A 20854-nucleotide genomic window follows, 5' to 3' on the forward strand; every position below is an offset into this window, starting at 1 on the left:
GTTAACGCCTTGAACTGCTGTCATTTAGCTGGCCTGTTAATTAAGTCAATAATACTTTATCGCTGCAATGAAACTTTGTTTCGTCCCTCTGCTTTAGATTGATAAAGCGCTCTATCGGCACGCGCAATGAGAGAAGCGACATCTTCTTTAGCGTGTAACTGTGCCACTCCCGCTGATATAGTCACGCCTTCAATTTGGGGATAGTCGATATTGGCTACGGCAATACGGCATCGTTCAACCAAACCATTAGCGGCATTGAGGTCGCAATTATCAAACAGTAGCAGAAACTCTTCACCTCCCCATCGAATGACATGGTCGGTTAACCGCAGGCAGGACTTAATGGTTTCTGCGACTATTTGTAGTATTTTGTCGCCGGTAGGATGGCCCCATTGATCGTTAATGCTTTTAAAATGGTCGATATCAATCATCGATAATGAAAAAGGGGTGCCGTGAAGCGATTTCATAAAGTATTTTTCAATTTCGAGCTCGCCAGCACTGCGGATCAATACCCCTGTTAGTGCATCCAGTTTAGATATTTCTCTAAATGCTTGTTCATCTCTAACGCGCTCAGAAAGATCTTTACTAACGCTAATATAATGTGTCGTGTTGCCAATATTGTCTTTGATAGGCGTGATGCTTTGGTCTGAATAATATTGGCTGGCATTTTTGCGTTTATTTAAAAAAGTTGCCCTAAAGGTATTGCCCTTTAGTAAGGTGTCCCAAAGCTCTTGATAGAACTCCTGTTGATGTTCTCCGGATTTTAACATTGATGGTCGTTGGCCAAGAATGTCACTGTATGAGTAACCTGTTTGCGAGACAAATCCCTGATTTACATAATTTATGATGCCATTGGTGTCGGTGATCATCACAGAGTCTGGTGTGGTATTAAGCGCTTCCATTAGGATTTGCTCGGTATTATCTGAGACGATTTTATGGCTAACATCTTGTTGAATTGAGATAAAATGACTGACTTCCCCTGTGTCATCGAACACTGGAGAGATGTTCCACTCAACATAATATGTTGATCCATCTTTTTTATAATTTACGGCAGAACCGTGAAAGTTTTGATTGTTTTTCAAACAGTGGCGTAGTTGGTTAATGACATTTGGACAGGTTAGTGGCCCTTGTAATATACGCGGAGACAGCCCCCTCAACTCATTAGCCTGGTAGCCAGTCATTTTACAGAAAGCGGGATTAGCATAAAGAATTTTGGTGCCAGATTTACCTAAATCGGCATCGGTAATTATTACTGCATTAAAAGATTGCTCAACTCCCATCCTTAGCATGGTTAGTAGATCTGAGTTAGCTATGTCAGCTTTATCATTTAGCGCATTTAGCATAAATCTTCTCTTTCTCCTCAAAGGTGGTATGTGTAGAGATCACATCTACATTATTAAGCTTACCTGTTGTAACAATCTTAACGGTTAAGTCGTTAATTTTCTAGAATATTACCCACTCACATTCAAAATAACGTATGCCATGTAAATGGGGCTATAGTGTCTCTATGATGGCAAAACTTAGAATTAAAAATAAAGTGTTATGTTCATCCTTTACGCTGCAACACTGGCAATCTTGCCCTATAAATAGGGAGGATTATGGAATGTGCTGTATGAAAAACGCGCTTACTCTGCGAGTTTTCCTAATTGTTACTTTGCAAGCTATTGAAATAAAGTAAGTATATTACCTTGTTAAGGCAAAGTTTTACGAGGGTAAACAAACAGGTTGTTTTGGTATGTATGACTAACTTTAAGCTGTTTTACGGTCAGTTATTGGTGAATTTGCTTTATTTATCAGTGGTAAAACCTTAATTTTCTTGTTTAATAGAATGCAAATAGGAGTGGGTAAATACTCTGAGCTACATTGGATGCTTGGTTTTGCTATTTCTACTCACAACGGAAACCATGGTGTTTCTCTGTTGTTAATTTTTAAGGGGGTAATGTTAATCTAGTAACTTTACTTAAAATGCGTTAGGTTACTTTGAATATGCCTATAGCATAATGAGTTAGCTAAATTAGCTCGTCGCACTCAAGTAATTGCATAGCTTATGGTTGATGATAATGCTTACTTTCAAGATGATGCGATCCCATTACATGGAGTGTGTTGATGAAATCTGCGGTAGAACAGTTATCCACTTATAAAAGTGTTCATCTAAATCCAACCAATATTAAGACCCATTTTATCGGCGTGCCACTGATTATTTGGTCAGCATTTGTGATGCTCAACACCATTCCTATTACGTTTTTAAAATTAACTGAACCGACTCTGGTACTTAATGTGGCGGGGCTTTGTGCTGTTGGCGTGCTTATTTATTACTTTAAATTGCACGTGAGGTTGGCGCTTGGATTAACCTTATTCATCATACCTGTATTATTTAGCTCATATTATGTGGCTCAGATAGAGGCGGCTTGGATCATAGCTTTGAGTGTGTTTGTCATTGGTTGGGTGTTTCAGTTGATTGGCCACAAGTATGAGAAGGCAAAACCTGCTTTTATTGACGATTTAAATCAGTTGTTGATTGGGCCGTTTTTTTTGATGGCAGAGCTCTATTTTATGATGGGGTTTGAACAGGATTTGAATCAGGAGATAACTCCTCTGGCGGTGGCTAAACGTCGCGAACTCGAAAAAGGTGCGCCTACTGCATAATGGGTCAGCGTCACTTCTTCAATAACAAAGGCGCTCATTGAGCGCCTTTGTCTTATCGTTTAATCAAGAGTTAGTTTTTACCGACTTTAGGCAACTTATAATGCTGTGGCATCACGCGCACAGTCTTAATCATGTTCTCGCCAACTTCAACAATTTCAATTGGATACCCAAATATACGCATCGAGGTATTTGGTTCAGGAATATCTTCAAGATATTCGATAATCAAGCCGTTAAGGGTTTTGGGGCCATCGATGGGAAAGTGCCACCCCATCTCCTTATTCAAATCACGAATATTGATGGTGGCGTCGATAAGATAGCTGCCATCGGGTTGCTTGTTGATATCTTCGCTGGGGGTGGTGACCATGGAAGTGGTGAAGTCACCCACAATCTCTTCGAGAATATCTTCTAAGGTCACTAGGCCCTGGATATCGCCGTATTCGTCAACGACCAGCCCTATGCGTTCTTTGTTGCGCTGAAAGTTAGCTAATTGTACGTTGAGCGGGGTTCCCTCAGGAACAAAATAGAGCTCTTTAACCGCACGTAACAATGATGATTTACTAAATTGCCCCTTTGATTGCAATCGCAAGGCATCCCGTAAATGGACAAAACCAACGGCATCATCGATAGTATCGCGATACAGTAACACGCGAGTATGTGGGCTCTGGATCACTTGGCGGTTAATGCTCTTAAAGTCATCATTGATGTTGATGGCATACAACTCAGAGCGTGGGATCATAATGTCTTCGACGGTAACTTTTTCAAGATCCATAATCGAAAGCAGCATCTCTTGATGTCGTCTAGGGATCAAGGCTCCCGCCTCGTGTACCACAGTGCGTAACTCTTCTTGGCTTAAGGCATCATCTTCTTTAACCGATCGTATGCCCATAATATGCAAGATGGTGGAGGTGATTAAATTGACCACTTTGACCAGTGGCCATAGCACCACCAATAGCATTTTTAATAAGACGCTCGAGGGGAAAGCGATGCGCTCTGGATGAAGCGCAGCAACCGTCTTGGGGGTGACTTCGGCAAATACTAGCACCACTAAGGTTAATGCTCCCGTCGCAATCGCAACGCCAATATCACCAAACAGGCGAATGCCCACAATGGTGGCAATTGCCGAAGCGAGAATGTTAACTAAGTTATTCCCTATCAGAATAAGACCGATGAGTCGGTCGGGCCTATCGAGTAGTTTAATTGCCCGCAGTGCACCTTTATGACCATTGTTGGCTAAATGACGGAGTCGGTAGCGATTAAGTGACATCATGGCGGTCTCAGACCCTGAAAAATAGGCTGAGATAATGATGAGTACGAATAGAATAATAAAAAGTACGCTGGTGGATATTGCGTCCAATCAGTGGCCCCACTATGGCGATAATTAAGAAAAAAGCGTTGAGGAGTAGTAAATACAGCGATTTGCCTGAAGAGTCAAGCTAACCCAAGGTACGCTTTGTCATGCGTAGCCTCAGGTAAACGCGATTACTGCGGTTATTGTAAAATGAGCTCTTTGACGATTCTGGCGCCAAAGTAAGCCAGTGAAAGCAGTATTGCACCACTAAGCGTGTAAGCCACTGCGGTACGGATTTTACAGCCAACCCAATATTGTTGAGCAAGCATGGCGATATAGGTAAACCAAGCCATGATCGATAAAATCGCCTTATGACCTTTACCTTCGGCAAACATGTCATCAAGGAAAATGAAGCCAGTGGCTAATGACAAACTCAGCAGCATCACGCCAATAATCACTAGGTGATAAAGTTGTTTTTCCACTGTCATCAAAGGAGGGATCGCAGGACTTAACATCAACTGCTTCTTTTTGAGCTTGTTTTGGATCATGGCGAGCTGTATTGCATATAGCGCAGCAATCATCAATGCGCTGTAGGCCATGAGCGACAATACTACGTGGGCTAATACTTCAGGGTAGAGTTCAAAATGGATGATAAATTCAGGTGGCAGTAACCAGAGTAAAGCGACCGAAATGACCGAGCAGGCATAGACAACCGGTACCACCACAATCACCTTGAGCCTAAACATTAAAATGGTAAAGGTGAATGCAATAATCCAATTAACCATAGAGATAACGTTGGTTAGGCTAAAGTTTTGACCATCGCCAGTAAAGATGGCTTGATAAAGCGCGGCGGCATGCAATACCACTGCAATGCCTGCAAACCCTGCCACCGCTCGACGGTTAGGCCCTTGGGCATGAAACAGACGACTAACCACCAAGATAAGGGCGATACTATAGAAAAATATGGCTGAAGCCGAAAAAATGACCATCGAAAATTAACCTATCGTTATGTTAGCTTTCTGTGCGATATCAACCCACTTAGGCTGGGCTGTATGTTACCAAGTAATATCATTAGAATAACACGATCGATGCATAAATGGGCAGGGGCTTTACACACAAAAATTAGTCCTTTCTGAGCGTTACTCCTAAGTTTTGCGATTTTATTTTGTGGTAAGGCAAAAGATCGGCATCTATTACTTGAACAGTGCGGTAGCATAATCTCTATGCATGGTTATAATACTGGCCAATCATGTACATTCTAAACGGTAAAGAACGCGATAATGTTTGAGAACTTAACGGACAGATTATCACGTACCCTGAAGAACATCAGTGGTCGTGGTCGCTTAACTGAAGACAATATAAAAGAAACGTTACGCGAAGTGCGCATGGCGCTACTTGAAGCCGATGTTGCTTTGCCTGTAGTGCGTGCCTTTGTTAACAGCGTTAAAGAACGAGCGGTAGGCCAAGAGGTCTCGAAAAGCTTAAGCCCTGGCCAAGCCTTTATTAAGATAGTACAAAGCGAGTTGGAAAACGCCATGGGCGAAGCCAACGAAGCGCTAAATCTATCGGCTCAGCCACCCGCAGTGATCATGATGGCAGGCCTTCAAGGGGCGGGTAAAACCACCAGTGTGGCTAAACTGTCTAAGTTTTTGCGTGAGCGTGAAAAAAAATCGGTACTTGTAGTCAGTGCTGACGTATATCGTCCTGCGGCAATCAAACAGCTTGAAACCCTAGCGGCAGAAGTTGAGGTTGAGTTTTTCCCGTCGGATGTTAGTCAAAAACCGATTGATATCGTAAACGCGGCAATGGCACACGCTAAGCTCAAGTTTATCGATGTCGTGATTGTCGATACTGCGGGTCGTCTGCATGTTGATGAAAGCATGATGGACGAGATCAAAGCGTTACATGCGGCCGTTAACCCGATTGAAACCCTGTTTGTTGTCGATGCGATGACGGGTCAAGATGCCGCCAATACGGCTAAAGCATTTAACGAGGCGTTACCATTAAGTGGTGTGATCCTTACCAAAGTCGATGGTGATGCACGTGGTGGTGCGGCCTTATCGATTCGCCATATTACAGGGAAACCGATTAAGTTTTTGGGTGTCGGCGAGAAGACCGATGCCCTAGAGCCATTCCACCCCGATCGCGTAGCGTCACGTATTTTAGGGATGGGCGATGTCCTGTCGCTGATTGAAGAAGTTGAGCGTGGCGTCGATAAAGAAAAAGCGATGAAACTGGCTTCCAAAGTGAAGCAGGGCGGAAGTTTCGATTTAGAAGATTTTCGTGAACAGCTACAGCAGATGAAAAACATGGGCGGCATGATGAACATGATTGAGAAGCTGCCCGGTGTTGGTCAACTTCCACCTGAAGCGCTCGCGCAAGTACAAGATGGTAAGATGACAGGTCAAATGGAAGCGATTATTAACTCTATGACACCTGGTGAGCGTAAGCGCCCCGATATTATTAAAGGTTCGCGTAAACGCCGTATCGCCCTTGGCTCTGGAACGCAAATTCAAGATGTTAACCGCTTACTGAAACAGTTCACCCAGATGCAAAAAATGATGAAAAAAATGTCGGGTAAAGGTGGCATGAAAAAAATGATGCGTGGCATGAGTGGAATGCTACCACCGGGTATGAAAATGCCAGGCCGTTAACTAGGTCATTAATAGATAAAGATTTAACATAATTTATTGCGAAATAAGCGCCTTTCGTAGGCGTGTTATTAAGCGTTAAAAACATTGCATTCGTCGCCGATTCAGGTAGAATCGGGCGGCTTTCTATCTGGGACTCTTCGCGAACACGGGGTTCCAGTTTTTATTTTTGCTTTATAAACAAGCAAACCATTAGAGGATAAAAGACGCATGGTTACCATTCGTTTAGCTCGTGGCGGCGCAAAAAAGCGTCCATTTTATAACATCGTAGTTGCCGATAGCCGCAACGCTCGTGACGGTCGTTTCATCGAACGTGTTGGTTTCTTCAACCCATTGGCCCGTGGCCAAGAAGAAACACTACGTTTAGACCTAGAGCGTGTTAAGCACTGGGTTTCTAACGGTGCTGCTACTACTGATCGTGTAGCAAAATTGATTAAAGACGCTAGCAAAGCTGCTGCTTAATAGCGTTAAGGTATAGATTAATGAGTAGTCACCAAGAACCTGTCGTACTGGGCAAATTAGGCTCATGTCACGGCATTAAAGGTTGGTTGAAGATCACTAGCTATACCGATTCTGTCGAAGACATTTTTAACTATTCACCTTGGCTGATTAAAGAACAAGGTGAATGGCGCGAGGTTAAGGTCGAACAGTGGCGTTTTCAAGGTAAGGCGTTAATCGCCGAGCTTGAAGGGGTTAATTCGAGAGACCGAGCGCAAATGCTCACTAACTGTGAGATTGCCATTCCTGCAGAGTTGATGAAAGCGTTGCCAGAAGACGAGTTCTATTGGCGTGACCTAATTGGCTGTAATGTAGTGAATACCAAAGGCTATAACATGGGTAAAGTCGACCAGATCGTGGAAACAGGATCAAACGACGTACTCCTTGTAAAAGCTAACGCTAAAGATGGCTTCGGCAAAACGGAACGTATGATTCCTTTTGTGACCGAGCAATTCATCCTTGAGGTGAATTTAGCAGAGAAACAAATTTTAGTGGATTGGGATCCGGACTTCTAAGTCGAGGGACAACAGATGTGGTTAGGGGTAGTAACCCTGTTTCCAGAGATGTTTCGTGCCGTAACAGACTTTGGTGTAACGGGCCGGGCCGTTAGCAACGGCTTGCTGGAGTTGCAAACGTGGAATCCTCGTGATTTCACCCATGATAAACATCGTACAGTGGACGACCGGCCTTATGGCGGCGGCCCTGGCATGTTGATGATGGTGCAACCCTTACGCGATGCCATTCACGCAGCGAAAGCCGCTGCGGGGGATAAGGCAAAGGTGATTTATCTTTCTCCTCAAGGACGTAAGCTTACTCAGCAAGGCGTCGAAGAGTTAGCTAAATCAGAACGTTTGATTCTAGTGTGTGGTCGCTACGAAGGTATTGATGAACGCATTATTCAAACGGAAGTGGACGAAGAGTGGTCGATTGGTGATTACGTGCTTTCGGGCGGCGAACTACCAGCGATGACTCTGATTGATTCAGTATCTCGCTTGGTTCCAGGGGTTCTTGGAAAACAAGCTTCGGCAGAGCAGGACTCCTTCTCTGATGGGTTACTGGATTGTCCCCACTACACTCGGCCTGAAAGCTTAGATGGTATCGATGTACCAGCCGTATTGCTAAGTGGTAACCACGAACATATTAGACGCTGGCGTTTGCAACAAAGTCTCGGAAGAACGTTGTTACGACGACCAGAATTATTTGAAAATCTAGCTCTGACTGACGAACAAACCAAGCTATTAGCCCAATTTGTCGATGCTACCCAAAAGGGTGAGTAACAAATAGTCAGTTATTACTAGGATGGAGTTTATTCATGAATAACATCATTAAAATGCTCAACGAAGAGCAAATGAAGCAAGACGTACCACAATTTGGTGCAGGTGATACCGTTGTTGTTAAAGTACGTGTTGTTGAAGGCGGTAAAGAGCGTCTACAGGCGTTTGAAGGCGTTGTAATCGCAAAGCGTAACCGTGGTCTGCATTCAGCATTCACAGTTCGCAAGATCTCTAATGGTGAAGGTGTTGAGCGTGCGTTCCAGACTCACAGCCCAATCATCTCTAGCATCGAAGTTAAGCGTCGCGGCCGTGTTCGTCGTGCTAAGCTTTACTACCTACGTGATCGTTCAGGTAAGTCTGCACGTATCCGTGAGAAGCTTGCTAAGTAAGCAAAGGCTTCAAGTAAACAAGATGCAGTGTTCGCACAAATACCCGCCTTATGGCGGGTTTTTGTGTTTTAGGGGGGAGAAGTCAGTGGAAAAAGTATATCCTACAGGGCAGTAAAAACACCTCTCATGGGGGCATCCCCTTATCTTGAAGACGGGTTAACCTCACACGATAACCTTTAATCGATAACCTTTAATTGAATCTCTATGTTGAAAACGTCAAGCATGACAAAAAAGTATTGAATTGTTATCGATAAACATTTTTTACTTGATTCAGGGTAAAAGCACAGGCATAGTTGAACTCACAATGTAATGGTGAACTGTTACGCTGTTGCGGTTTGGTTTATAGCAGGTGTGTCAGTCGCAGTTCAACAAGCGTTATCTGAATCAAGATCATTTTAGTGGCAATATCAATAGAGGTTGGTGACAAGTATGCAACAAGACACAATTAATAACGTTCATATCAGTTCTGAACAGGTGTTAGTGACACCCCATGAGTTAAAGCAGCAACTCCCTTTGTCAAAGCAAGCTTATCACTATGTCCTTAATGCTCGTAAAACTGTGTCTGATATTGTGCACAAACGTGATAATCGAGTATTGGTCGTCAGTGGACCCTGTTCTATCCATGATATAAAGTCTGCCAAAGAGTACGCACTTAAACTTAAAACCCTTCACGATGAACTACAAGATGAGTTTTATATTTTGATGCGAGTGTACTTTGAAAAACCGCGCACGACTGTGGGCTGGAAAGGCATGATAAATGATCCAGATATGGATGAGTCTTTTGATGTTGAAAAAGGGCTGCGTATGGCCCGTGAATTAATGATCTGGTTAGCCGAATTAGGCTTGCCAGTTGCCACTGAAGCTCTTGACCCTATCAGCCCACAATATATCTCTGAACTCGTTACCTGGTCGGCGATAGGGGCGCGCACGACTGAGTCGCAAACTCACCGCGAGATGGCATCCGGATTGTCTATGCCTGTCGGATTTAAAAATGGTACCGATGGTAAGTTAGGCGTCGCCATTAATGCACTTGAATCTGCTGCCAGTAGTCATCGATTTATGGGAATAAATCAGGCTGGACAAGTGGCATTATTGCAAACGGCGGGTAACCCTGATGGGCATGTGATTCTAAGGGGCGGCAAAACACCAAATTACGATGCTCAAAGCGTTGCAGAGTGTGAGCGTCAACTGCATGCCGCCAAGCTAAATGCACGATTAGTGGTAGATTGTAGCCACGGTAATTCATCAAAAGATCACAATAAACAACCTGTGGTTTGCCAAAATGTCTTTGATCAAATTGAGCAAGGTAATCGCTCGATTATTGGGGTGATGCTGGAAAGCCATCTCAATGAAGGTAATCAAACTTGCGATAAACCCTTAGGTGAACTGGCTTACGGTGTATCGGTGACGGATGCGTGTATAAACTGGCAAGATACTGAACAGCTATTACGTCATGGTGCGGCGCAATTAGCATCGGTTTTACCGACAAGATTTGATATGCTCAAGGCTGTAAATGCTTGATGGATAATTCAAAAATGAATGAAAAGACCACCGAAGATCTCGAAAAGTTACGCGGACATATTGATAATGTCGATCAACAACTACTGCATCTGTTGCGCAAAAGACTGGATCTTGTGGGGCAGGTGGGGGCGGTTAAACATGCTGCAGGTGTGCCGATTTATGCACCTGAACGTGAAGCATCGATGCTTGCTAAACGCCGCGAAGAAGCCAGTAAAATGAACGTTTCTCCGCAGCTTATCGAAGATATTTTGCGTCGCCTGATGCGTGAGTCGTATCTTAACGAGAAGGATGTGGGCTTTAAACAAGTCAAAACCGATCTAGGCCACGTGGTTATTGTGGGTGGGAAAGGTAAGCTGGGTGAGCTGTTTAGTCAAATGTTGCGTTTGTCTGGTTATCACGTGAAATCACTCGACAAAGATGACTGGCCAAATGCGGATGCAATTTTTGCTGGGGCAGGATTAGTTATTGTTACTGTTCCCATTAGTATCACTTGTGAGTTGATCACCAGTAAATTGAGTCAGTTACCCGAGTCCTGTATTTTGGCCGATTTAACGTCGGTTAAGGCAAAACCTTTAGATGCAATGCTAACGGCTCATAAAGGCCCTGTGGTTGGTCTGCATCCCATGTTTGGCCCAGATGTCGGTAGCTTGGCCAAGCAAGTTGTGGTGGTGTGTCATGGACGAGATCAAGATAAGTATCAATGGTTAATGGAGCAGATACAGATTTGGGGCGCTAGACTCGTTGAAGCCGATGCGCAAAAACACGATAAGGCGATGCAACTTGTGCAAGCGATGCGTCATTTCTCCTCGTTTGTCTACGGGCTTAATCTTTATCGGGAGGAAGCTGATATTGATACTCTGTTGCAGTTTAGCTCGCCCATTTATCGCTTAGAACTGGCGATGGTTGGGCGTCTTTTTGCCCAAAGCCCTGAACTTTATGCCGATATTATTTATGCCCAGCGTGAAAGTTTGACGGCAATTGGCGATTATTTGGAGAATTACACTCAGGCGCTTGAGCTATTAAAGTCTGGTGATCGCCAAGGATTTATCGAGCAATTTGAAGAGGTGGCCAACTGGTTCGGTGATTTTGCGCCGCAATTTCAGCGCGAGAGTCGTGCCATGTTGCAGTCGGTCAATGATATGAAGGCAGGCTAGCTATCGCCAGATTGCGCAATTGTCGATACCGAATTTAACTTAAAACCTGAGCTTAGATTAATACCATCTAGTTCAGGTTTTTTTATGTAATTTAAAGTTTATCAAGTGTTTATTGATATCTGGTTATTATATGTAGGCTAAAAAACGATATTTAGTTGCGCTTTTGCTAATTTGATCTGCCTCATAGTTTGCCACATTGCTGCAATAAACCGCTTTAGCTGATGACAAAGTCGCAGTAGACTCCATTAAAACATGTAAATTTAAAGCATGTTAAAAATAGGAGTAACGGTAATGTTTTGTATTCAGTGTGAGCAAACGATTAGAACCCCAGCGGGGAATGGCTGTAGTTATTCTCAAGGCATGTGTGGCAAGTTGTCTGATACCTCAGATCTACAAGATCTCTTGATCTACTTGTTGCAAGGTGTTTCTGCCTATGCGGTTAAAGCAAGAGAGTTCGATATTATTGATAGTGAAGTCGATGCCTTTGTCCCTAAAGCATTTTTTGCCACACTGACAAATGTTAACTTTGATGACGAGCGGTTAATTGATTATGTCAATCAAGCCGATCGTTACCGTAACCGGTTAAAAACCGCCTATGAAAAAGCTTGTGCTGATTCAGGCAAAGCTGTTGATAATCTTATTCCTGCCGCATCATTAGTATTAGCAACATCGAAACCAGAAATGCTCGCTCAAGCAGGGCAAGCCGTGCCGAACCGCGGCAAAGAGAGTGTTGATGAAGATATTATGGGCCTACGCCTACTTTGTCTTTATGGCCTAAAAGGCGCTGCGGCCTATATGGAGCATGCTCGTGTACTTGAGCAAACCGATAGCGACGTTGCTGCTAATTTCCATGAAATAATGGCATTTCTTGGTTCAGATTCAGAAGATGCCGACAAGCTGTTTGCCACCGCAATGGAGATTGGCCAACTGAACTATCGCGTGATGGCGATGTTAGATACGGGTGAAACCGAGTCGTTTGGTCATCCTGAGCCGACGCAGGTCAATACCGTTGCGGTGAAAGGCAAAGCGATTTTGGTCTCAGGCCACGATATGAAAGATTTAGAGCTGATTTTAGAGCAAACACAAGGGACGGGCATTAATGTCTTTACCCATGGCGAGATGCTGCCTGCACTGGCTTATCCCGCATTTAAAAAGTATCCCCACCTCGTCGGCAACTACGGCAGTGCGTGGCAAAATCAACAGAAAGAGTTCGCTAACTTCCCTGGTGCGGTAGTGATGACCTCTAACTGTATTATCGATCCAAATGTAGGCGACTACTCCGACCGTATTTACACTCGCAGCATTGTTGGCTGGCCTGGTGTTACACATATCGAAGGAGATGATTTTTCGGCTGTGATCGATAAGGCGTTATCGCTTGAAGGCTTTATCTATGATGAGATCCCCCATCATATCACCATAGGTTTTGCTCGAAATGCGCTAATGGCTGCTGCCCCTGCCGTAGTTGAAAATGTGAAAAATGGTTCAATCAAACACTTTTTCCTCGTTGGTGGTTGTGATGGCGATAAGTCTGAACGTAGCTATTTTACGGATATCGCAACTGCTGCGCCAAAAGACTCGATTATCATGACCTTAGGTTGTGGTAAGTATAAGTTTAATAAGCTCGCATTTGGCGATATTAATGGTATTCCGCGTTTATTGGATATCGGTCAATGTAACGATGCTTATTCGGCGATTCAGCTGGCGATTGCGCTGTCGGAAGTGTTCGAGTGTGAGATCAATGAACTGCCACTGAGCTTAGTACTGTCATGGTTTGAGCAAAAGGCGATTGTGATCTTATTGACCCTGTTATCGCTTGGGGTTAAGAATATTCGCACAGGCCCGACGGCGCCAGCATTCTTGACTGATAATTTGGTTAAGATTTTGGAAGACAAGTTTGGTTTACGTACTACCACGACTGTCGAAGCGGATTTAAAAGATATCCTAAGCGTCGCTTAACTCGTCCACACGCCTATGGCTATGCTCATAGGCGTTCTATTTTCTGGATAACCCACCCTATGAATAGCCAACAATATCATTCAGCAACCTGGCAGCATGGCGAGGTACGTTTAAAGTGCGTAGAGCGCTGGCAAGAAACGCATGATGTCACCAGTTTTCGTTTTCAGGGCGAGCACAGTGTCAAGTTTCACTTTAAGCCGGGGCAATTTATCACCTTGTTGCTTAACATTAATGGTAATGTGGTTGCACGAAGCTATACCATATCTTCGTCACCTTCTCGTCCTTACTCTATCGTTGTAACCGTAAAGCGGATTGAGGCGGGAGTCGCATCAAACTATTTAATCGATCATCTGCAGCCTGGGCATAGCGTTACCGCAAGCGGACCCGATGGGGTGTTTAACTTGGTTGATATCGAAGCCAAGAAATACCTATTTTTAAGTGCGGGTAGCGGCATCACTCCTATGTATTCAATGTCTCGCTGGTTAACCGATACACAGATAGGTAGTGACATAGCCTTTCTTCATAGCGCTAAAACATCCAAGGATCTGATTTTTAATCAAGCATTGCAGCAGTTATCGCAACGTCATGAGCATTTCTCTTTAAGTTATTGGCTAGAAGAGGGGGAGATTAGCGATGTGAACAGTTATCAAGGGCGGCTCTCGTTAGACTCGTTAGCATCGGCGGCGAGTGATTATAAAGAGAGAACCATATTTGTCTGTGGGCCGGCTCCCTACATGCGAGCTGTGAAGGTTATGCTTGAGCAAGCGGGTTTTGACATGAGTCGTTATCATCAAGAAAGTTTTGGCGATGCACCTGTGGTGTCTTCACAGCAATCTGCAGCCTCGGCTCAATTTATGCTGCAGATTGACGGGGTGAAGACCCCCTTGTTTGCTGAGCAGTCTGTACTTGAAGGCATCGAAGCCGAAGGGTTACCCATTATTGCCGCGTGTCGTTCTGGCGTATGCGGCGCCTGTAAGTGCAAGGTGATTAAAGGGGAAACCGTTTCTAGTAGTTCTATGACATTATCTCCGGCAGAAATTGAGCAGGGCTATATTTTAGCGTGTTCGACACGGCTTAAGTCAGATGTAACCTTGAGTTTGAACGAGTAGTGCTTATTTGCATGCAGCCCCTTAGTTAGCAGAGAGGGCGCATGAGGATGAGATTTGGCAGACTTTGATACTCTACAGATTTGCGTAAATGCTGGTGACAAAGTATGGTTAATTAATCGAGGCTCACATATTGGAGTCTGTTTATCCCATTTTGGCAGTTTTGGAGTGACCAGCTTATGATAACGACGCCACCTCAACACGCTGGTATTGATGATCATAGTCTTGGCCATCTTTTATATGGCTTAATGCTGGCGTTCCCATTATTTTTATTGCCACCACTACTAGGCTTAGCCATTAATTGTGCACAAAAAAGTAGCAAGATGAGCAAACTACTCTATTCGCATATACGTTGGCAACGCTGGTCGATGTTGACCCTATTATCTATGCTTATTTTAGCTTATATCGTGCCGCAAACTTGGTTAGCGGTCGTACTGAGTATGCTCTCATTATGCTGGTTTTGTCATCGCATTATAAAAGGCTGGATGGCGTTAGTAGATGGGCAGCCTGTTTAGGTTTATCGTTTTTTAATGTGTTGTTACTTATTATGCAAAGAGGACCAAAGGTCCTCTTTTTTTGTGCTGATGAATGATTTCTTTTTTGTCTGTGTCGATGAGGCTCATCAGCTAAACAAGTCGATGCTTATGGTATAGCTCACTTAAGCATTGACGGTGAAGGCTGATTTGCTCATCGACATTGCCCATCTCTGGCATGAACGGCAAGATTACTCCATCAGCTCGCAACTGTTTGGCTGCGATTACGATCCCAGTCTCGTTAAGCGGTTCATAGGCATAGCTGGTATTGATGATTATTGGCAGGTGACTCATGGCTTTTATTTGTACTAAGGCTGCTAAATCTAAAGCGGGTTTAACGGCGTCATTAAAGGTTCTGATACCTGATTCACACAAGATCACCTGCTGATTACCGCAGGATAAAATGGTTTCAGCACTAGCGAGAAACTCATCTACACTGGCCATGGTGTTGCGCTCTAAAATGACAGGTATATGCAGTGAGCCGATTTGTTGGAGTAGCGGTTTGTGGTGCATCTGTTTACCGCTGATCAGTAAGATATCGGCATGTCCAACAGCCTGTTTTAATTCTGTTTCATATTCTATTTCGAACACGCAGCTTAAATCGAATTGATGTAATGCACGTTTTACTTCATCTAATAGCGGACTGACATGTTGAACATGCTGTATTCCCGTGAGCAGCACCGCTTGAAAACCCGCTTCTTTTAGTTGTTTTGCTTGTTGAGCAATGTCTTGACTATCAGTGGTTAACTTAAGCTGTGCGATAGCACCAAATTGGCCATTTCCTATGGCCAGCTGCCCGTGAGTGATCTGGGTCAGTTGAGGTTTTTGAGTCAGGCTCCAGCGTCGATGAGACGTTTGTATGCTGCTATCATTATCATTGTTGCCATCGTTCAATTCAGCCGTTCTGCTGGTAGTGGGCTCTATCATAAGCTGGCTGTTACTCAACTGTGTTGGGTTAACGGTTTCACAGGGATAACAACCTAATACTTTGATAAAGCGAGTGATGCGTTCCAGTTCCTTTAGCGCTTTTTGCATTGATTCATTCGATAAGTTGGCATCAAGGTCTAAGTAAAACATCTCTTCCCACGGTGTTCCCGGGATTGGGCGAGACTCCAGTTTACTCATGTTGAGGTTGTGGGCTTTAAGTACCAATAAGGCTTCTACTAAGGCACCGGGTTTCTGTCCTGTAGCCATGATCAGGGTACATTTGGCCGGGAGTTGTTCTGGAACTGCAATCGCCTTACGCGCGACGACAATAAAACGACTTTGATTAATTTTTTGATTGGCGAGCTCTTTTTCTACGGCCTCTAACTGATAGAGTGCCCCCCCCTCGGCGCTGCCAATGGCGGCAACTGTCATCTCATTGCTTGCAAATACCTGCTCCATCGCTTCGGCGCTGCTAGAGCAATATTCCAATTTTAATTCAGGGTGATGGCTTAAAAAGCGACTACATTGGCTTATGGGTTGTGGGTGGGCATAGACAGTCTTAATTTGGCTGAGTCGCGCACCAGGATGAGCGAGTAAGCAATGGCCGACTTCGATGGTGGTTTCACCCACAATGGATAAACTCGTGTGTTGTAGCACGTCATAGACTTCATTTATCGATCCCGACGAGGTGTTCTCTATAGGCAGAAAGCCATAATCGGCATGACCAGATTCTACCGCTTGTACAATTTCATCAAAGCTTTTACAGCCTAAATCTTGCATAGTGACTTGGCGGCGCTCGCAATAGCGAGTGGCGGCTAAGTATGAATAGGAGCCGCGAGCCCCTAGATAAGCAATGGTATACTGCTGTTTTTGTAATGCAGGATTAGCGCGTCCCTGCAAGTAAGCTTGTTGATTGAGTACTGAGTCTTCAATAATGCTTTGATATAGCGACAGCACATAGTGGGCATCTAACCCTTGTTCGCGCCCCTGTTTAACCAATCGGGTTAGTAACTCCTTTTCTCTTTGCGTGTCGCGGATGGGGCGAATATCAACCTCTTTACTGCGGGCGACATCTAAACTTAAGTCGCGGCGCTTGGCGAGGAGTGCCAGCAGTTCATTGTCGAGTGCACTGATCTGTTCCCGAGTGTGATTTAAGGAATATTCTTTGGTCATGCTGTCCTCTGTATATGAACGAGTATCTGGTTAGGTTTTAAAACAAAAAAGCCTCCCTTAGGGGAGGCTTTGGAATTTTCACTTTCGTTTTTATACCGAAATCCCGCCTCCCTATAAGGATGGAATAAAAAAGAAAGTAAAAAAAGTGGTGTTATTCATTTTCATAGCCATCAAATTAGATCGCTATGTAGTGAGTGTCAATGAAAAGTTATGCAGTCTGTCCATTTATTATTTTAGTCAGAGTATGAAAAAGCGCACCATCAGGTGCGCTTAGTTGGAGCTTAGATTGCATTATCAAAATCGGTAGGCCCTCCTTTAATTTGCTAAGGATCCTTGGTTTACTCAAATTCAATTTGGTATTGAATTGATGTGGATCCTGCTGACAACCCGGCGACGATGCTATTACATTAGCGATGTTCCAAACGTTGATTAAATCAATGTTACGTGGCTTTATCTGTCGCCGTTAAAAAACGTATTTGCCTTTCACTCAAACTCTACTCTCTCCTTACGTTGTTAGTGCGCCATTTACATTCACTGTCGTTGTGAAACCGGCGGCCTTACCAAAGAGAGACGACCATTACTGTTTAGCTCGTTAGCTGACCCTTGTTGGCACATATAGTTACCATAAGGCTAGGATAGTCGTCGTTTTTGTATCGTGCTGCAAAATCGAATTCAAGTGTCGGCGTTCTCCTATGTGTATTTCAGATTTACCTGTATTGTCATTTTTCAATATCGCTCTACCTCCAAGTATAACAAGGGGTGACAACATCGCTAGTTTGTTAGCCAGGTTCCTCAAGTTAAGTTAATAACCTGTTGAGGCAGGTGTTGGTTGCCACAGCCCAATCGATATAGCACTAAAGGTAAGTTCACCTTAATCATTAAGCATCTATCGAAAATCGAATATAGCAACTGTAGACAATGTGGCTAGTTTGCTAGCTGTACTCCTCGATATTTATTGAGGCTAAAGTTATTGTCTACAGTCTAAAGAAAACTCTTTCTACGCGATATACTCCTTATCAAATGTTTCTTCGTGTTCATCTTCTAAGTCATCACCAACAACATCATTATTGATGACGGGTACTGCGCGACGCGCTCCTTCAGGTTTGTGGTTTAAACGGTTAAGTTGCTTTTCAAGCTTTTGTCCCATGGCATTGATTGCGGCATAAAGATCTTTGTCTGTTGCTTGGGCAAATAATTGATTACTGGGAATACCGACCGATGCTTCTATTTTAAATCCTTGTTTTTCTTGTTCTATGATGACATGTGGATTAATTAACTGAATATCGTGTCTACTGAGTTTCTCCAATCTGCTTTCAATACGTTCACGGATAGGTGCAGTTACGTCGAAATCTTTGCTAGTAATCTTTATCATATGTCCAACCTTATCTTTGTTTCCTTGAGTTCAGACTACCAATTTCGTCCATTAATAACGTGATCTAGATCATGTTTGGTGGCGGTGTTTTTATGTTTAGCGCTTTATTTGATGGCATCGACAAAATGGCTAAATAAACATTAGGAATAGCTTGTATTTCTAATGTTAAGGCGTCATATTTGACGGGATAACTTCCGGTATTCATTTATATTTGCCTCTGTGAGTCGCTTCAAATATCATCATCAGCATCTTCTGTTGTAAGGGAAATTAGATGTCTTCTAAACTTTCTAGTGTCGATAATAAAATCAAATTAAAGGTGTGGGATCTGCCCACCCGAATCTTTCATTGGGGCACGATAGGGCTACTCGGTGCACTGTGGTGGAGCGCCGATGTCGGAGAGATGCAATGGCATCAGATATTTGCTTACTCCTTAATGGTATTGATTATATTTCGCGTGTTATGGGGCTTTATAGGTAGCGATACCGCGCGCTTTAGCCATTTCGTTAAACCGCCTAAACAAGTTATAGGCTATTTAAAGCAACCGACTAAAGCCACACTTGGGCATAACCCATTGGGGGGCTATATGGTGGTGACCATGATGGTGATATTGTTGGTGCAATTAGGCAGTGGTTTGTTTGCTACCGATGAAGTGTTTACCGAAGGGCCTCTTTATCGTTATGTGAGTAGTGATCTTAGTAGCGCGTTAACTTGGTTACATAAGATGAACTTTAATGTGCTGTTAGCGCTGGCGGCTATGCATATTTTAGCGGTTATTGTACATGGTTTTAAAGGCGATAAATTGGTGGGGGCAATGATCACAGGTTATAAATACGTGACTAAAGATATGGTTGCTGAATTAAGGTTCCGCTCTAATTTTGTCGCATTGATCTTGGTCGGAATATTGATGGGGCTTGTGGTCAATTATTTGATTTTACCGTTAACAGTGATGTTGTAGCTATTAGATCGCCCAATAATGTAAAAGTTAGCGGCTGATACCGCTAACTTTTTATATGTTCTTTTATACAAGTATTATATTACTGGGTTAACTTATACTTGGAGTTTGATTGAGCCGCTTGCCTTTGTTGCTTGGCAAACTGAGTTGCTAACTCTTAATCTTTTTTGTATACGTCGTGGCAGCCTTTACAGCTCTTACCTGTAGCCATAAATGCCGCTTTTAACGCATTGTTATCATCGCTTTGTGCTGCAACGGCAAGCTTAGCAGCGTTATCTTGAAACTCACTCATTTTGCTATCAAAATCAGCTTTATCGCTCCAAATCTTAGCCAATGCTTCAGTATTACCTTTATCTGAACCGGCAACAAAACCTTCTGCTGGTAGTTGGCTTAGTGCTGCAACATTTTGCGCGCGCATCGCGAATACCTCTGCGTCAAATGGTTTTTCCCCCTTTAACATAGCGCCCATATCGCCAAAGTTGTGTGCGATCAAACCAAATGCCGATTGACGATATTCGATTGCATCATCAACTTCTTTAAAATTATTAGCGTGTGCAGCTGAGGCTAGCATTACGCCACCAGTTAGTGCGAGTAGGCCGAGCTTAATCTGTTTTTTCATAGGATGGTTCTCACGAATTATGATGTTTATGTGACTTGATGCGATTATTCTAAGCGCAATTAACTGTCAGATACCAATGATTTTTTATTAAAGTTACTTCAAAGTTTGTTGCCAAATGTGTTTCATGGATGAAAGCCTAAATATCACGGTGATTATCATGTTTTAGACTGACTTTTATAGCCTTTAGTACCGCTTTGTTGATACACTTTCGTAATGGTCAACGATTACAACAGAGGTTGCTGTGCGCGCCAATTGGGATCTAGTGTTAAATAAGGTGATGATTCATCAAGAGCAAGGTGCGTTAGACGCATTATTCGATTTATTGCTTACCGAAGAGGAACGAAGTGCCGTTGCGGGTCGTTTAAAAGTGTTTCAAGCATTGTTGCAGGGGGAAATGAGCCAGCGCCAGATGGCTGCTGAATTTGAGATAAGTATTGCGACCATTACACGCTGCTCTAACTACCTTAAACATATGACAGAGGCGGAACGAGAGAAGGTTAAAGCTTTAATCTTGTAGAAGTGCTTCTTTGAACAATCTGTTTTGTAACGGCTTGGTTAAATCATAACCTTCCCATCGCTTATAAATAGCTATTGTAGTCAACTAATTAGGGTCTCTACCTGCGAGACCCCAAATATAAGCTAATAACCAGACTTTTTATAAGGCATAAGGTGGTTATGTTAAAAGTGGGGGGCGTTTAAGATTGTGAGACTCGATGTTTTCGATAATTCGCTCGTTGAATTAAGATATAAGTTGCGTAACTGACAAGTGCAATGGCAATGATATTTATGGCTGATGAC

Annotated in this window: 19 protein-coding genes and 1 other annotated feature; of the genes, 13 read left to right on the top strand and 6 right to left on the bottom strand. The window is 43.5% G+C overall.

What is annotated here, in order from left to right; genetic code table 11:
• Nucleotides 1-56 precede the first annotated feature (56 nt).
• Complete coding sequence (locus DVO77_RS14380; RefSeq protein WP_119978820.1) at nt 57-1340, bottom strand: sensor domain-containing diguanylate cyclase; 1284 nt, start codon at nt 1338-1340, stop codon at nt 57-59.
• Between the two features lie 763 nt (nt 1341-2103).
• Between DVO77_RS14380 and DVO77_RS14385 the strand changes: the two genes are divergently transcribed.
• Complete coding sequence (locus DVO77_RS14385) at nt 2104-2643, top strand: Mpo1 family 2-hydroxy fatty acid dioxygenase (RefSeq protein ID WP_119978821.1); 540 nt, start codon at nt 2104-2106, stop codon at nt 2641-2643.
• 70 nt (nt 2644-2713) lie between these two features.
• Here DVO77_RS14385 and DVO77_RS14390 read toward each other — a convergent pair whose 3' ends face one another.
• Together DVO77_RS14390 and DVO77_RS14395 are read right to left on the bottom strand one after the other, a co-directional pair.
• Nucleotides 2714-3997: an HlyC/CorC family transporter gene (locus tag DVO77_RS14390; RefSeq protein WP_110456586.1), complete on the bottom strand. Its 1284-nt coding sequence runs from the start codon at nt 3995-3997 to the stop codon at nt 2714-2716.
• Between the two features lie 134 nt (nt 3998-4131).
• A complete protein-coding gene (locus tag DVO77_RS14395) occupies nt 4132-4920 on the bottom strand; it encodes a cytochrome C assembly family protein (protein ID WP_119978822.1) in 789 nt (262 codons plus the stop codon).
• Between the two features lie 291 nt (nt 4921-5211).
• On the opposite strand from DVO77_RS14395, the gene ffh reads away from it, so the two are divergent.
• The 10 genes from ffh to DVO77_RS14445 all read left to right on the top strand — a co-directional run bounded on the left by ffh (nt 5212) and on the right by DVO77_RS14445 (nt 14995).
• On the top strand, nt 5212-6585 hold the full coding sequence (gene ffh, locus DVO77_RS14400) for a signal recognition particle protein (RefSeq protein ID WP_110456584.1): 1374 nt from the start codon (nt 5212-5214) through the stop codon (nt 6583-6585).
• A 207-nt stretch (nt 6586-6792) separates the two neighbouring features.
• On the top strand, nt 6793-7044 hold the full coding sequence (gene rpsP / locus DVO77_RS14405; RefSeq protein WP_110456583.1) for a 30S ribosomal protein S16: 252 nt from the start codon (nt 6793-6795) through the stop codon (nt 7042-7044).
• 20 nt (nt 7045-7064) lie between these two features.
• The gene (gene rimM, locus DVO77_RS14410; protein ID WP_110456582.1) at nt 7065-7595 is read left to right on the top strand and encodes a ribosome maturation factor RimM; all 531 of its coding nucleotides are present in this window, start codon (nt 7065-7067) and stop codon (nt 7593-7595) included.
• A gap of 15 nt (nt 7596-7610) precedes the next feature.
• A complete protein-coding gene (gene trmD, locus DVO77_RS14415) occupies nt 7611-8357 on the top strand; it encodes a tRNA (guanosine(37)-N1)-methyltransferase TrmD (protein WP_110456581.1) in 747 nt (248 codons plus the stop codon).
• 35 nt (nt 8358-8392) lie between these two features.
• Nucleotides 8393-8743, top strand: coding sequence for a 50S ribosomal protein L19 (rplS, locus tag DVO77_RS14420; protein WP_110456580.1), 351 nt, complete (start codon nt 8393-8395; stop codon nt 8741-8743).
• Between the two features lie 429 nt (nt 8744-9172).
• Entirely contained in the window at nt 9173-10264 is a 1092-nt protein-coding gene (locus DVO77_RS14425) for a 3-deoxy-7-phosphoheptulonate synthase (RefSeq protein WP_119978823.1), read from the top strand.
• A 14-nt stretch (nt 10265-10278) separates the two neighbouring features.
• A complete protein-coding gene (gene tyrA, locus DVO77_RS14430) occupies nt 10279-11418 on the top strand; it encodes a bifunctional chorismate mutase/prephenate dehydrogenase (protein ID WP_119978858.1) in 1140 nt (379 codons plus the stop codon).
• A gap of 291 nt (nt 11419-11709) precedes the next feature.
• Nucleotides 11710-13374, top strand: a complete 1665-nt coding sequence (gene hcp / locus DVO77_RS14435; RefSeq protein WP_119978824.1) for a hydroxylamine reductase — start codon at nt 11710-11712, stop codon at nt 13372-13374.
• A 59-nt stretch (nt 13375-13433) separates the two neighbouring features.
• Nucleotides 13434-14483: an FAD-binding oxidoreductase gene (locus DVO77_RS14440; protein ID WP_119978825.1), complete on the top strand. Its 1050-nt coding sequence runs from the start codon at nt 13434-13436 to the stop codon at nt 14481-14483.
• 176 nt (nt 14484-14659) lie between these two features.
• On the top strand, nt 14660-14995 hold the full coding sequence (locus DVO77_RS14445) for a hypothetical protein (RefSeq protein ID WP_110456576.1): 336 nt from the start codon (nt 14660-14662) through the stop codon (nt 14993-14995).
• Nucleotides 14996-15106: 111 nt separating this feature from the next.
• Here the strand turns inward: DVO77_RS14445 and pheA are convergent, their stop codons facing one another.
• Nucleotides 15107-17113: a prephenate dehydratase gene (gene pheA, locus DVO77_RS14450; protein ID WP_119978826.1), complete on the bottom strand. Its 2007-nt coding sequence runs from the start codon at nt 17111-17113 to the stop codon at nt 15107-15109.
• A 41-nt stretch (nt 17114-17154) separates the two neighbouring features.
• Nucleotides 17155-17273, bottom strand: a sequence feature (Phe leader region).
• 837 nt (nt 17274-18110) lie between these two features.
• Complete coding sequence (gene hpf / locus DVO77_RS14455; RefSeq protein ID WP_119978827.1) at nt 18111-18485, bottom strand: ribosome hibernation-promoting factor, HPF/YfiA family; 375 nt, start codon at nt 18483-18485, stop codon at nt 18111-18113.
• Nucleotides 18486-18756: 271 nt separating this feature from the next.
• On the opposite strand from hpf, the gene DVO77_RS14460 reads away from it, so the two are divergent.
• Nucleotides 18757-19440: a cytochrome b/b6 domain-containing protein gene (locus DVO77_RS14460; RefSeq protein WP_119978828.1), complete on the top strand. Its 684-nt coding sequence runs from the start codon at nt 18757-18759 to the stop codon at nt 19438-19440.
• A 154-nt stretch (nt 19441-19594) separates the two neighbouring features.
• On the opposite strand, the gene DVO77_RS14465 is transcribed toward DVO77_RS14460, so the two are convergent.
• A complete protein-coding gene (locus DVO77_RS14465; RefSeq protein WP_373317382.1) occupies nt 19595-20044 on the bottom strand; it encodes a c-type cytochrome in 450 nt (149 codons plus the stop codon).
• Nucleotides 20045-20297: 253 nt separating this feature from the next.
• Here DVO77_RS14465 and trpR point away from each other — a divergent pair, with 253 nt between their 5' ends.
• On the top strand, nt 20298-20573 hold the full coding sequence (trpR, locus tag DVO77_RS14470) for a trp operon repressor (protein ID WP_119978829.1): 276 nt from the start codon (nt 20298-20300) through the stop codon (nt 20571-20573).
• Nucleotides 20574-20854: the final 281 nt, after the last annotated feature.

This window comes from Shewanella algidipiscicola (assembly GCF_003605125.1).
GTDB classification, from domain to species: Bacteria; Pseudomonadota; Gammaproteobacteria; order Enterobacterales; family Shewanellaceae; genus Shewanella; species Shewanella algidipiscicola.